Origin of the sequence: Dyadobacter fanqingshengii, assembly GCF_023822005.2 — a bacterium.
Classification (GTDB): Bacteria; Bacteroidota; Bacteroidia; order Cytophagales; family Spirosomataceae; genus Dyadobacter; species Dyadobacter fanqingshengii.
Window position 1 is genome coordinate 1,660,993 of record NZ_CP098806.1, and the last position, 12,816, is coordinate 1,673,808.

At 46.2% G+C, this 12,816-nt stretch carries 12 protein-coding genes; 4 read left to right on the top strand and 8 right to left on the bottom strand.

From position 1 onward, the window contains the following. Positions 1 to 358 precede the first annotated feature (358 nt). Entirely contained in the window at positions 359 to 730 is a 372-nt protein-coding gene (locus NFI81_RS06710; RefSeq protein ID WP_234613301.1) for a hypothetical protein, read from the top strand. A gap of 114 nt (positions 731 to 844) precedes the next feature. On the opposite strand, the gene NFI81_RS06715 is transcribed toward NFI81_RS06710, so the two are convergent. The 5 genes from NFI81_RS06715 to NFI81_RS06735 all read right to left on the bottom strand — a co-directional run bounded on the left by NFI81_RS06715 (position 845) and on the right by NFI81_RS06735 (position 4,655). Next, complete coding sequence (locus NFI81_RS06715; protein ID WP_234613300.1) at positions 845 to 1,207, bottom strand: DUF1304 domain-containing protein; 363 nt, start codon at positions 1,205 to 1,207, stop codon at positions 845 to 847. A gap of 110 nt (positions 1,208 to 1,317) precedes the next feature. Further along, a complete protein-coding gene (locus NFI81_RS06720) occupies positions 1,318 to 2,064 on the bottom strand; it encodes a ThuA domain-containing protein (protein WP_234613299.1) in 747 nt (248 codons plus the stop codon). Positions 2,065 to 2,134: 70 nt separating this feature from the next. Further along, on the bottom strand, positions 2,135 to 3,451 hold the full coding sequence (locus tag NFI81_RS06725; RefSeq protein ID WP_234613298.1) for a BNR-4 repeat-containing protein: 1,317 nt from the start codon (positions 3,449 to 3,451) through the stop codon (positions 2,135 to 2,137). A 12-nt stretch (positions 3,452 to 3,463) separates the two neighbouring features. After that, complete coding sequence (locus NFI81_RS06730) at positions 3,464 to 4,246, bottom strand: class I SAM-dependent methyltransferase (RefSeq protein WP_234613297.1); 783 nt, start codon at positions 4,244 to 4,246, stop codon at positions 3,464 to 3,466. A 43-nt stretch (positions 4,247 to 4,289) separates the two neighbouring features. Next, the gene (locus tag NFI81_RS06735; protein ID WP_234613294.1) at positions 4,290 to 4,655 is read right to left on the bottom strand and encodes a winged helix-turn-helix transcriptional regulator; all 366 of its coding nucleotides are present in this window, start codon (positions 4,653 to 4,655) and stop codon (positions 4,290 to 4,292) included. Positions 4,656 to 4,734: 79 nt separating this feature from the next. Between NFI81_RS06735 and NFI81_RS06740 the strand changes: the two genes are divergently transcribed. The 3 genes from NFI81_RS06740 to NFI81_RS06750 all read left to right on the top strand — a co-directional run bounded on the left by NFI81_RS06740 (position 4,735) and on the right by NFI81_RS06750 (position 7,286). Further along, positions 4,735 to 5,625: an NAD(P)H-binding protein gene (locus NFI81_RS06740; RefSeq protein ID WP_234613293.1), complete on the top strand. Its 891-nt coding sequence runs from the start codon at positions 4,735 to 4,737 to the stop codon at positions 5,623 to 5,625. 63 nt (positions 5,626 to 5,688) lie between these two features. After that, complete coding sequence (locus NFI81_RS06745) at positions 5,689 to 6,774, top strand: helix-turn-helix domain-containing protein (protein WP_234613291.1); 1,086 nt, start codon at positions 5,689 to 5,691, stop codon at positions 6,772 to 6,774. Next, complete coding sequence (locus tag NFI81_RS06750) at positions 6,771 to 7,286, top strand: PIN domain-containing protein (RefSeq protein WP_510185915.1); 516 nt, start codon at positions 6,771 to 6,773, stop codon at positions 7,284 to 7,286. The genes NFI81_RS06745 and NFI81_RS06750 overlap by 4 nt, the downstream gene beginning before the upstream one ends. Before the next feature lie 84 nt (positions 7,287 to 7,370). Here the strand turns inward: NFI81_RS06750 and NFI81_RS06755 are convergent, their stop codons facing one another. The 3 genes from NFI81_RS06755 to NFI81_RS06765 form a co-directional block, all read right to left on the bottom strand. Beyond that, complete coding sequence (locus NFI81_RS06755) at positions 7,371 to 10,829, bottom strand: PVC-type heme-binding CxxCH protein (RefSeq protein WP_234613288.1); 3,459 nt, start codon at positions 10,827 to 10,829, stop codon at positions 7,371 to 7,373. A gap of 60 nt (positions 10,830 to 10,889) precedes the next feature. Further along, the gene (locus tag NFI81_RS06760; protein ID WP_234613286.1) at positions 10,890 to 12,119 is read right to left on the bottom strand and encodes a GDSL-type esterase/lipase family protein; all 1,230 of its coding nucleotides are present in this window, start codon (positions 12,117 to 12,119) and stop codon (positions 10,890 to 10,892) included. 147 nt (positions 12,120 to 12,266) lie between these two features. Next, on the bottom strand, positions 12,267 to 12,758 hold the full coding sequence (locus tag NFI81_RS06765) for a cupin domain-containing protein (protein ID WP_234613285.1): 492 nt from the start codon (positions 12,756 to 12,758) through the stop codon (positions 12,267 to 12,269). Between the last annotated feature and the right edge of the window lie 58 nt (positions 12,759 to 12,816).

Below are 12,816 nucleotides of genomic sequence, written 5' to 3' on the forward strand. Positions count from 1 at the left end.
TTGGGGAGCATTGTATGGTTTTTGATGATATTGGGATTGGCGATGGGTTAAGTAAATCAGCACCTTCTCCAGCGAATTTACCTGTCGCGGATCATTTGGTCGATTGAACACCCGACTAGCAGTGATATTTTTCAGGCCCTCAAATTGCACTATTCCAACAAACACCTTCCCTATCAGAAGAACTTCGCCCAACCTCTCCTTCCAAGTAAACTATTGACAACCAATCTACGTTAACCAAACTGAGGGCAATAAAACACATTCTATAAACAGCAATCATTTCCCTCATTTCATAACTATTTTAATACCACAAAAAAAAAGCCCCTAACAGAAACCCGGGGCGATTGAAACAGACATTATCATGATACGATTACAAAAACACACGAAACAGAATAAGACAAGAGAGCAGGGTCAGGAGTCTTCGGCAAACCGTTACTCTGTACTTTATACGCTTAAGGGGCAATATCAGCACGTTGGATGTTCGACAGAGGAAGAGGCGCAGTATGTGCTGAGCATGCTGATGACGGATGGCGACCGTGTTCCGGTAGGGATTTATGATTCTAACGCAGATTCTTTCGAATGGGAGATCATTGGCCAATATTTTCACAGCCAGGATTCTATCAGCGATCAACAGACGCGTCTGCATGAAGTGCTTACCATTTCCCGCACATTGCGTCGCCGCGATGCCAGCTGGCAGCCGGGTTACTTGCAGAAACCTAGCTTTTTTGCTTAGAAACGGATATCAGAATGCGGGCGCGCTTGGTTGCGCCCGCTTTATACCCATTCAATCTTCTCTCTTTTGCGTTTATAGCCTTCATACTGTACAGAAGGCGTTTTCAGGTTACCCCTACCGAAAATGCAAAACCACCAAAGCCACAATCGCGGGTAAAGCCTGCACGTAGAATATCTTTTTACTGGCGGTGACGGCCCCGTAAATTCCGGCGATAATCACGCAAGTCAGAAAGAAAATGGCGATGTGAAATGCCCAGTGACCTTCGAGGAAAAAATACCAGATCAATCCGGCTGCCAGGAATCCGTTGTACAGCCCCTGATTGGCGGCTAATGTCTTCGTAGGCTTAAACAATTCAGGGGCCAGTGATCCTTTGAATGTCTCTTTTCCCTTGGTCTCCCAGGCAAACATTTCAATGTACATGATGTAAAGATGTTCAAGCGCAACAAGGCCAACGAGAATTTTGCCAAGGATTTCCATAGGTGGATTGAATAAAGTTGACAAACGCGATAACTCCTTAATATTACAAAAAAGAGCTGACCATTCTAAATCAGAAGTGGCCAGCTCTTTCCTTATTTTATCTTCCATTTCTACTTCAAACCCTTCCCTGTCGCGGCCCAGTAAATGCCTCCGTACAAATGATCCAGGAACGATTGATCTGAGTATACCAAGCCGATGTGACCCAGGCCGGTGTAGAACGCGCGGCCGCCGTCGTAGTTGTGATACCAGGCCATCGGGTGTTCTGCGCCCATTCCGGCGCCTTGGTTGGTTTTTGGATCGTATGATTTTTCGTCCAATGTGATCAGGATTTTGAGATCATCGGCGTTGTATGGTTTTTTGTATTCGTACCACTCGTCGGTCCAAATAATGCGTTTTGGAAAGCGCTCCAAGCCTGGAAAATTGCTGTCTTTTACGTCCAGAAATGCGGTTTGCTGTGCGGGGTGGGTTTTGAAATACATGCCTACCAATTTGCCATACCATGCCCAATCGTATTCCGTATCCGCCGCGGAGTGGATTCCTACGAAGCCTTTTCCACTTTTAATGTATTTTTCAAATGCTGCCTGTTGCGCATCATTCAGGACGTCGCCGGTTGTGTTCAGGAAAATGACGGCTGCGTAGTTAGCCAACCCTTTTTCACTGAAAACATCTGCATTTTCCTGCCAGTCCACCGAGAAATTGTGGCGTGAAGCCAAGTTTCTGATCCCGGCAACGCCTTCGTGGATGGAAACGTGGTGAAAACCTGCTGTTTTGGTAAATAATAAAACTTTAAACTGCTGCGCCTGGGCGTATGCCACGCTCACAATAACAAGAAGCAGTGGCAGTAATTTTTTGAACATAATGGTTTCAGGATTCGTGTTTTGGTATTTTGTATCTACTATTAAAACAGAAAGCGGGTGGAATATACTTTCAGGGCGAGGTCAATTCTTTCCAGACAATGCGCGTGTCGTAATCCGTATAATGTACATATTTCCGGTTTTGCATCCATAAAAGGACGGTTTTATCACCCTTCTTTTTATATCTCGGAACCACTGGCCGAACATTATCCAGCTTCGAATTGCTGGTAACAGGCGTTATTTTCCAGGTTTTACCCAGATCTTTTGTTTCTCCTTTCGAGATCTCGAACACATCATTAACCTCATGTGAAAAATAAACGATCGAAGGATCGAGCGGGTCAATGGTGAGACCGCCGGAGTAATTTTCTTCGCGTTCTTTTTTGCCTTCGGGCGTTTGGGGAAACCATTTTCCAGAGTCGATCAAATGATGATCATTCCATTTTTTACCATCAAAAACGGTGTAATAATATTGATGGTTTTCATTGGTAGGGTAACGCGTGTAAGCGACTACGGGCCTTCCTTTTTGGTCAACCACAATGTCAAATATCCAGGCCTTGCCGGTTTCCGGAGTGGCTTTGTAAACGATCGTGGCGTCAGACGGATTGAATGGTAACTGATCCAGGTTCGCGATTTTACTGCCGTCCGCACGCCAGAAGGCTCCTTTTTCATAATAGCAATAGTAAACTGAATTCAGCGGCTCAGCATTGGGATGGCCATCTGTGAAGATGAGATGGATCTTTGATTTGCCATCTGAATAATATTTTACGTAAGGCCGGTTATTGGTGTCCAAAGCCTTTGAAGTGATCACAACAACCGGGTCCGACCAGGTTTTGCCATTATCGGTCGATGTGATGAAATTGGGCTTAAAACCTATCCAACGGCCAAAACTGTACACCTTATTATTTTCTGCGCTTAGTATAAATGGGTTTGCGTAAGTGTAAGTTTCCCGCTTAAACTTGGCTAACAAGGCTTCCGTTTGTGGTCGGAAAATGATTGAATCAGAGAATGTTGTGATATCAAATGGTTTCAATGTTGTGTTCTGAATCAAGCCCATGCCGTCTTTGCTTCCGCCGTGCCAGGTGTATTGGGTCAAAATGGTTTTGTCGGGCAGTTGCAGGAACGCCGGATTGTCGTGATCGTCAATTTCGAGTTTGGTATAGAGCGTTTTTTGCGCTGTTTTTCCGGATTCGAGATCTAGCGAAGCCGCAACGATATCGCCCGATCTGGTAACCCAGCCTGTTACAATCTGGCCATTTTTGTCACTGGTATAAATGGCCCGCGGATCGCTGAACCAGCACCAGGCGCCGTCCTCGGTTAATGCGGACACATTTTGGGCGGAAAGTTTGCCTGTTAGGCAAACCAATGTCACCAATAGGAAGCTAATTTTCATATTTTACTTTGATTATAACTCCGTGATCCCGCCATCATTTGCAGCGAACGGATGCTCTTCCTTTTTCTTAAACCGGGACAGGAACGATTCAAACCAGTTCTCTTTTTTCAATTCCGTTGGCTCGTAAGGCTTGATTGTTTTTTTACCAATTTGTTTATGAAACGGCTTTTTGCGCAGTTGTTTCTCAAAAACAACAATAGAATCGTAGAATGCAATGCTGTTGATATGATTGGTTATTTCGTTGATAGTCACCTTACTTTTATCAATTACATGACTGTCATAAAGCGAGTCCACGAGGTGTTTGGACTGCTCAACAAAGGAATTAGGATTTTTGAGCCCGCCATGAAATTCGGCCCAATACGAAGTGTGCGTGTCCTCAACCAGATACAGGCCGCCCTCTTTTACCTTCATGTAAAGGGTTTCAAACGACACGCGCTGCTGGTCCATTGTGTGCCCGCCATCGTCAATAATGAAGTCTAGCTCAGGCAATTGGCTTGCCACAGTTTCCAAAAATGCCTTATCACTCTGAGACCCTATAAAAATGGTTGTGTTCTCTTCTTCCAGCTTTTTGCAATCGGGATTAATGTCGATGGCATAGACATGCACATTTGCCCCAAAGTATTTTTTCCAAAGCTGCATCGACCCGCCGTGCGAAATGCCTATTTCAAGCATATTTACTTTCTGACCGCGATATTTAGCAAAATATTTTTCGTAAATGTCAAAGTAATGGTCCCATTTGTGGATCAGGTTCCCACGGTGGCTGTAAAAAAGATCTCTCAAAGATTCATTATGCATGGCGAAGTTGAGTGGTTTTTACAAATGTAACCGCTTCCCATCTTTAAACAAATGCATGCCTTTTCATATCCTTAAAAGCCCATTCGGCCATTGCATGGATAACAGTTTCGAGATCCTTGCCAGAATCCGTAAGCGTATAAGTCACATAGGGCGGCACAACCGGCTTGGCTTCACGTATCAATAATTTGTCGCTTTCAAGCTGTTTCAAATGCTGAATGAGCATTTTCTCCGTGATGTGCGGCATTGCCTTCTTGATCTCCGAATAGCGTTTACTGCCCGCCAGGAGGTGATACAAAATAATGGGTTTCCAGTGTCCACCGATCTTATTCATCACATAAGTGACCGGACATTCCTGCAACACGATCTCCCGGTTGGCATTGTATGTCGAGCTTTCTTTAACCTTGGTCATGGATACATACTTTGGGGTAAGTACTTGTCTAAAAGTAAGTACAAATATAGCTTTGCAACATCATTAAACAATCAATAACATGAAATATATCATCACAGGGTCATTAGGAAATATCAGCAGACCCGTTACAAAAAACTTAGTTGCAGCTGGCCACGACGTAACCGTTATCAGCAGCAGCGCAGAAAAAAAATCAGAGATCGAATCGCTGGGCGCAACAGCCGCAATAGGCTCAGTAACCGATGTCGCATTTTTGAAAAACACATTCCAAAATGCAGATGTAGCCTACTTAATGATCCCGAGCGACTTTTCACTCACAGACTATGGAAAATTCCAGCTTGAAGTGGCTGATAAGTATTTAGAGGCGCTGAAAGGCAGCAACATTAAGCACGTCGTTTTACTCAGCAGTCTGGGCGCACATATGCGAAAAGGCGCCGGACCGATCGATGCTTTGGGATATCTGGAAGAAAAATTGCTCGAAATTCCTGATCCGAATCTGAATTTCCTACGCCCCTCCTACTTCTTCTCCAACCTGTTCAGCCTTGCGGGAATGATCAAGCACGCAGGCATTGCAGGAAACAATTTTGGAGACACCGATGAAAAACTCGTGCTGACGCATACAGATCACATCGCCGAGATTGCTACTGATACATTGCTGCATCTTTTCACCGGAAAAAACATCACAAACATTGCCAACGACGAACGCCACCCCAGCGAAATTGCAACGATTTTGGGCAATGCAGTAGGCAAAGAAAACACACCCTGGATCACATTTTTAGACGAAGATGCCTACGAAGGAATGCTGGGCGCAGGACTGAACGAAAGCTTCGCCAACCTTTACCTGGCTATGGGACAAGCGCTCCGGAGCGGCCAAATGCAGGAAGAATATTGGAAAAACCGGCCTGAGAAACTGGGTGGTTATAAGTTGGAAGACTTTGCGAAAGAGTTTGCGGGAGCTTATGCGGGAGCGTAAAAAGCAGAAATAAATTTTGATCTGGTTGACAAACTTATAAAATTTTGTATATTTGTCAACCAGATGAAATTTACATTGATTTTTGACGCCATGAACCAAACATTTGCTGACCGGTTTAAATCCGCACGATTAAGGAGTGGATTCTCATTACAAGAGCTTGCCAACAAGCTGAATAATCAGATCACTAAGCAAGCATTGCATAAATATGAAAAAGGTGCGGTTGTTCCTGATAGCGAGCGACTGGGGCTTCTGAGTAACGTAATGAATGTGCGCCCTGATTATTTTTTTAGAGAAACTAGCATCCAGATTGGTGAATTGGCGTATCGAAGTCTGAAAAGCGTTCCGGCCAAAGAGGAGTATAAAGTTGTTGAACAAACCAGAGAATATCTTTCCCGCTATCTTGAACTGGAAGAAATATTAGGACTGGAAAACAAATTTGAAAATCCTTTGGCTGATTTTGGTTTAGTCTCTGAATATGCCCAGGTCAATCTGGCAGCCGATCTTTTGCGGAAGAAATGGGAAATGGGTAAGGATCCCATATACAATGTTGCTGAACTTTTGGAAGATAAATTTATCAAGGTCGTTGAAATCGATGCACATACTAATTTTAATGGCATGCAAACTTGGGTAAATGGTTCTATCCCTGTGGTTGCCTTTAATATAAATTTGAAAGGCAAGCCGGATCGGATCCGTTTCACTTTACTGCATGAGTTGGGGCATTTGCTTTTAAATTTTGGAGAGGTCACTGAGAATCAGAAAGAGACATTATGCCATCAGTTTGCAGGAGCCATACTCATGCCGGAAGAAACATTGAAACAGGAATTAGGAGCGCATCGGAATCGGCTCTCGCTTCAAGAGCTTGGTAATATCAAAAAACATTATGGCATCTCGATGCAGGCTATCGCGAGGCGGGCTCTCGAATGTGGAATTGTTAATGACCATTTTACCAAACAATTCCTGAATATGATGAAGGAAATGGGTTGGAGAACAATAGAACCTGTTGCTTACGAGGGCGTGGAAAAATCGAACCGCTTTGACCAGTTGATATTCAGAGGAATTGCGGAGGAACAAATATCAATGACCAAGGCGGCGGCTTTGAAAAACATGAAGCTCGCCGAATTTCATAGCATGAGCTTGACGCTTGCATGAATGCGGCGGTAACAGATGCTTGCATATTTATTGATTTGAGAAATTTAAGTCTGATCCATCATTTTTTTAAATTGGATTGCAGGTTCCATAGTTCAGTCGATGTCATTAATGAGTTGTATGAGGAAGATAAATTGGTGCTTCAAACTTATATTGATTCAGGAAAGCTTACTATTCATTCCATAGATGAATTTGAGCGGCTGCGCATTCAAAAGACACAATTTCCTGCGGCATTGTCAGAGGCGGATAAAACAGTTTTGTTTCTGGCCCAGAAATTAAATGCCATCGTGTTAAGCAGTGATAAAGTTGTTCGCAAATACGCCAGCAAGCACGGTGTCACTTACCACGGCATGCTTTGGATACTAGACCAATTGCTGGAACTGAGCGCCCTGTCTGGCCTCGAAGCTTCACAGAAGTTGGAAATGTTGATTAGAAATAATATTGTCTATCAAAACAATGCTGAATTGGTTTCAGAAATGCAAAAGCGTCTCAAAGCCTGGAAAAGTTACAAATGAAAAGAGCGACCTTGGCAAATTGCTTAGGTCGCTCTTCATTTAAATTGCTTCTTGCTTATTTGGTGCTGTTTTCTAAACTTCCCATCACTTCCCCATCCGCAACCGGGTCTGCGCTCCGCCGTCAGCATCCTTCAACTCCATCTTCAAACCTCCGTCCTTCACCACTCCCCTGTCAATCACCAGCGTGATCTGTTGAATTCCTGGGGTAAGCGCCGCTGTAATGTTGTCGCCAGACATTTTTACGGGCTTATTTGCAATGTATGCACTGATTCCGTTTGAAATGTTGGAGGCTAATGTCACGTTGCCTTTGGTGAGCACCTCGATGTCGAAGCGTACAATGCTGAATGATTTGCCAGCTGTGGTTTCTACAATGGGCACTTCGTCTAGTGGCAATTCGCCGGAGATTTTGCTGTAAATCGGGGCGTAGGTGACTTTTGCATTTTTGGTTATGGCGAATGCACCTTCGCTCATTTTGCTGGCTGTTTGCTTGTCGGCAGTGACGCTTTCCCAGCGTCTTACGAACCTTGTGTTAGGGACGCGGAAGTCGCCTGACTCTCCCATTTTTGTCAGGAAGCCAACGAGGTTGATAAACTCAGTCTGGTCGAGGCTGGCGGTGAGGCCGGGAGGCATCAGGGAGCCTGGGACTTTTTCCATCACTTGTAACTGGCTTTTGGCAATTGAAACTTCCTTGCCAGTCACGTCGCGTATAATCACCTCCGAAGCGCCATCGCTGGCCAGGTAACCCAGCATTTCTGAGCCATCTTTCTTCACAACCCGTTTCAGATCATAACCTTCTTTGATGGACAAATTAGGATACAAAATAGAACGGATAATGGTCTCAGGCGGCGAGCTCGTCCCCAAACTGCTCAAATCCGGCCCTATCAAACCGCCTGCGCCGCCAATGGCGTGACATGTTGTACAGCTGGCTTCGGCCCTGCGGAAAATCTGCTCTCCTTTTGCAGGGTCAGCTTTTTCTCTGACCAATTTGGCGAGTCCGGCGATTTGATCATCGTTCAAATCCTGTGGCATTTTCTGTGTTGGCATCGAGCCGCCTGACGCTTCCAGCGCTTTTTTCAGAGCCAGCATTTCATCGATGTTCTGGCGCGTCCAACCCGCGCGGGTTTGTACGAGTCTGCGACCTGCTTTTGCCGTGGCTTCCGGGATTTTCTTGGCTGCTATGGCATCGGCCAATGCAGCAGCGCCCGGATTTGTGGAAATAAATGCCATGAAAAGGTCGCTCATATCCGTGTCCGCTGGCAATGTCCGCATGAGTTCTGTTCCTATCCGTGCTGCCTCTTTCGGGTCGAGCTTGGCGAGTTGCGCTGCGGCGATCATCCGCACTTCCGGCGTGTTTTTGGCACCGGTCATGTCAACCGTTAGTTTCGTCGCTTTTTCTTTATCAATGGCCGTCAGAGACGCCAGTGCCGCTCTTTTGGTATTTGGCGTTCCAGTTTGGATCAGGCCGGTAAGACGATCATTCAGCTGGGTCAATTTCCAAAGGCCGATCAACCGGATCGCGCTCAGGCTTGTGGCTTCGTCGTCATTCCCTATAAAATTCGCAATGCGTTCCGGCGATTTATCCGGCTTCACATTCCGCTGGCCAGCAGCGTCTTCCAATGCGGCCAGCTGCGCAGCAACATTCTTATCTTTATTTGTCAAAGCCAGATCCAGCAGCATATTCAGGTCGGTTGGCTGTCCTAAGCTAGCAATGCTGGTGAGCACATCTTTCTGATAATCCTCAGGCACCTGGCCTTTTTGATAAAGCTGAACGAGCAGCGTGGCAGCCTCAGGACTTGTCGCCGATTTCAATGCATAGGCCGTTTTCTTGGCATCGCCCAGCAGGTTTGGATCCGTTTTCAGTTTTGCCAGCCAGATCGGCTCCAATTCCCTCACCGTTTGCCACAATGCGAAATCGAGGAATTCATCCATTTGACCGTCCAGAACCGATAAAGCATTCTTCGCAGCATCAGCCGTTTTGGTTTTTCGCAATGCGATCACCGCTTCCATTCTTACTTGTGCATGCTCGTCTTTTACGGCCTTACCAAGCAATGCGGGCACATTTTGAACCTTTGGAAACCACAATTCAAGCGCACGCAATGCTGCTGCGCGCGCATTGTGACTTTTTGCACTCAACAATTCCAGTAATATCGGCTGATTGAATGTTTCCAGCGTCTGGTAAACCCAAAGCGCTTCCAGCAAATTATGTTCGTAATTCGCATCATTTTTATCCAAACCTTGCAACCATTTTTCCAAAGCAGGCACCACTTCCTTGGCGCCTTTTGCCTTCAAAACCTGCTTAGCCTGCAAGCGCGTCCACTCTTCGGGTAATTTCAATGACTCCAAAAGTTCGGTTGTGCTGGCTTTGGCCAGTTGTGGTTTGGTAACCAGCGGACGGTTCTTAGCCACGATCCGCCAGATCCGGCCATGCTGCTGGTCGCGGCGCGGGTCGTGGAAATCCACTTCACCGTGCTGGATAATTGGGTTATACCAGTCGGCCACGTATATCGCGCCATCGGGACCCACATTGATATCGACCGGGCGGAACGCTACATTATCCGTCCACATCAGGTCGTCGGCCTGTTTGGACGCGTATCCTGCGCCTTGTTCTTCGAGTTTGAAGCTGTTAATACGGTTCGCACGGAAGTCGTTGGTGATCATTCTGCCTTGCCATGCATCAGGCAAATGTGTACCCGAAACCACGTCCAGACCGCTGTGTTTTGGCTGGCCCGGATTGAGGCCGCGCATAATGCGGGCTGCACCCGGAGCTGTTACAAATGTTGCCCCTGGAAAGCCATAGTTAATGCCCTCGCCGCCCGCTCCATCTGTAAGGAATGATTGTCCCCAGCGATCAAATTGCAGCCCCCAGGGATTCACAAGGCCTTTTGCATACACTTCCATGTCCAGGTTACGCGTGTTAAGCGCCCACACCCCGCCTCCTTCAAGCCGTTTTATGCCAAATGGCGTTTCCACGTGGCTATAAATGTAAATCGACTGGTTAAAATACATTCTTCCCTCTGGTCCCCAGCGAAATGTATGGATCAAATGGTGCGTATCGCCCGTTCCGAAACCGTTCAGCACGCGACGCTTTTTGTCTGCTTTACCATCTCCGTCTGTGTCGGAAAAATGCAGGATTTCGGTTGAATTGGCCACATAAACACCTCCATCGCCCGGCAAAATTCCGGTTGGCTGAATGAGTCCTTCGGCGAAAACGGTTGACTTATCAGCCTTACCGTCGCCATCCGTGTCTTCCAAAACAAAAATCTTGTCATTCGCAGATTCTCCCGTTTTCAAATGCGGGTAAACCGTGCTGCTGACCACCCATAACCGCCCTTCCGCGTCCCAGTTCATCTGGATGGGCTTGGCGACCATCGGGTCTGAGGCAAATAATGTCACCTCAAATCCCTCGGCTACTTTGAAGGAAGCCAGTTCTTTCTGAACATCGGGATCAGGATCTTCTTTAATATTCTGAACCTTGTTAGAAGAGGTCGTAAGCAGGATCGTCGCCATAAGCGTCGCTCCGTATAGTAACTTGGTTGCTTTCATATTTTTGGAGGCAGCTCGCAACTGCCTGTATAATTTTTGATAAATGCCTGTATTAATGCGTTAATCCATTTTCCTCAACTCATACAACACTTCTTTCGGCTCGCTGTTGAGAATGATCTGGCCTTCGAGCCATTTGATAAGGATGTTTTGTTCTTCAAGTCCTTTCACGTGACGGCCTTGCTCGTAGCGGCGGAAACCAATGATGTAGGTTTGGTTCAAAGGACGATATTGAAAAAAGTGTAACTCATTCTTTTTCAATATCATATTGCGGATTTCGGCAACCTGGGCAAATTGCGGCCCCTGCTTTATTTCAACGCCCTTTTCCCAATCCTTGGCAGAAGCCGAGGCCACTTCGTTGTTTTCAGACACCAATGTGTAGTAACCCTTTTTGAGACCGGATATTTTCACAATCCGTGCGTTGTCAACGATCCAGCTGGCAGATTTCGGCGAAGGCAATGGCAGATAGTTATTGTCGACCGCGAATTTAGCCAAAACACCCTCTTTATCAGGAGTTAAAGAGCGTCCGTTGGAAACTTCGGCCTTGTTGTTTGCAATGGCAATAGCAGTTGTTGCTTTCGCAGCATCCAAACCCAGTGCTTTTTCGAGCGTGGTTGCCAGATAGTAATAACCCAGCTCATTCAAATGCACCGTATTTTCAATGATCGACTCCTTTTTGCTGGTGTTCAAAATGGGGTTGTAAATGTCGATAAACTGCTTCTTCCGCTGCGTCGCAACTTCTGAAATGGCTTTGGAATACAATTCAAGATCGGCATTGCGCTGGTCGATACGCTGTGCGGTGTCGCTGGAAACGACCGGGATCGTGGAGAGCAAAACCGCTTTTGCACCCAGTTCCTCGATTTTGTCCAAAAGCTTGTTCAAACCTTCTTTAAAATGCGGCACGCCTGCTTGTCCTCCCTGCGCTTCCACACCTCCGTAACCCAGAAAAACAACCGTAGGCTGCGTTTTGGTGATGTCTTCCATCAAATGCTCGTAAGGTGTCGGCGGATTGGTGTAAGTGCTTCTGGCCTCTCCCCAAACATTGTCACCCGTCCAGCCCAGGTTCCTGAATGTCACACCTTTATCCGCAAAACGTGTGGTAAGGGCCAGTTCGAGATAGCCGTATTGGAAATCATTTTCAAAAATTGAATTACCGAGAAAAACAACACGGTCGCCGTCTTTCAACGTGAAGGCTTCGGCGGGTTTTGTCTGGGCTGAAACAGAAGGAATTGGTAATGTACTGAATAGGAATAAAATATAGCCAAGTACTGCGGCTATTCGGGTCTTTCTCATGCATTCTGGGTTTAGGATTATTATTTTATAATCTATAAAGGAGAATGCAGAGATAACTTAACCGTTGAATAGCATAAATAAATACCACGTCCTGCCATGGGACTATACAGAATTGTTCTCTTGCGGCGAAACGGGGGACGATTATGCTTATTCAACAGAATGGCTGTCGTGTTCGGACAGCAATCTCAACATGGCTTCATTCGCGTCCGGTCCGGCTGCCTTCCTGATTTGGTAAAGGCTCCTGAAAAACGCTTCCCTGTTTTTAGCCGGATTGAAAACCAGCATTAATTTTACCGGCATGTCCGACGTATTAGAAAAACCGTGCGGCGAGAGCCTGGGCACGTAAGCAACGCTTCCTTCCCGTAATGCATACACTTTATCCAGCGATTGAACCGTCAATATTCCTTGTATTACAATGAATGTTTCGTCGATAAACCGGTGATAATGCATCGTTGCGCCCATTGTGTGGGGTTCAAGGGTTATTTCAAACACACCCAGCCGGTCGGCCGACACCTCACTTGTTACTTTAAAAACACAAGAAGCATCACCTCCTGTTAACGTTTCGCCCTGGCCTGGCTCCAAAATCAGCGGACTGGTAAGCCTGAACGACGCTGCATCGTTGTTTTCTGCGTTTTTCATTTTCCTGTTATTTGATATGGCCAAAATTAGCGCACATCAAAAACCTGATCATTTACAA

Coding starts and splice junctions, on each gene's coding strand:
- NFI81_RS06710 (WP_234613301.1), top strand. CDS start 359: ATGATACGATTACAAAAACACACGAAACAGAATAAGACAAGAGAGCAG.
- NFI81_RS06715 (WP_234613300.1), bottom strand. CDS start 1,207: ATGGAAATCCTTGGCAAAATTCTCGTTGGCCTTGTTGCGCTTGAACAT.
- NFI81_RS06720 (WP_234613299.1), bottom strand. CDS start 2,064: ATGTTCAAAAAATTACTGCCACTGCTTCTTGTTATTGTGAGCGTGGCA.
- NFI81_RS06725 (WP_234613298.1), bottom strand. CDS start 3,451: ATGAAAATTAGCTTCCTATTGGTGACATTGGTTTGCCTAACAGGCAAA.
- NFI81_RS06730 (WP_234613297.1), bottom strand. CDS start 4,246: ATGCATAATGAATCTTTGAGAGATCTTTTTTACAGCCACCGTGGGAAC.
- NFI81_RS06735 (WP_234613294.1), bottom strand. CDS start 4,655: ATGACCAAGGTTAAAGAAAGCTCGACATACAATGCCAACCGGGAGATC.
- NFI81_RS06740 (WP_234613293.1), top strand. CDS start 4,735: ATGAAATATATCATCACAGGGTCATTAGGAAATATCAGCAGACCCGTT.
- NFI81_RS06745 (WP_234613291.1), top strand. CDS start 5,689: ATGAAATTTACATTGATTTTTGACGCCATGAACCAAACATTTGCTGAC.
- NFI81_RS06750 (WP_510185915.1), top strand. CDS start 6,771: ATGAATGCGGCGGTAACAGATGCTTGCATATTTATTGATTTGAGAAAT.
- NFI81_RS06755 (WP_234613288.1), bottom strand. CDS start 10,829: ATGAAAGCAACCAAGTTACTATACGGAGCGACGCTTATGGCGACGATC.
- NFI81_RS06760 (WP_234613286.1), bottom strand. CDS start 12,119: ATGAGAAAGACCCGAATAGCCGCAGTACTTGGCTATATTTTATTCCTA.
- NFI81_RS06765 (WP_234613285.1), bottom strand. CDS start 12,758: ATGAAAAACGCAGAAAACAACGATGCAGCGTCGTTCAGGCTTACCAGT.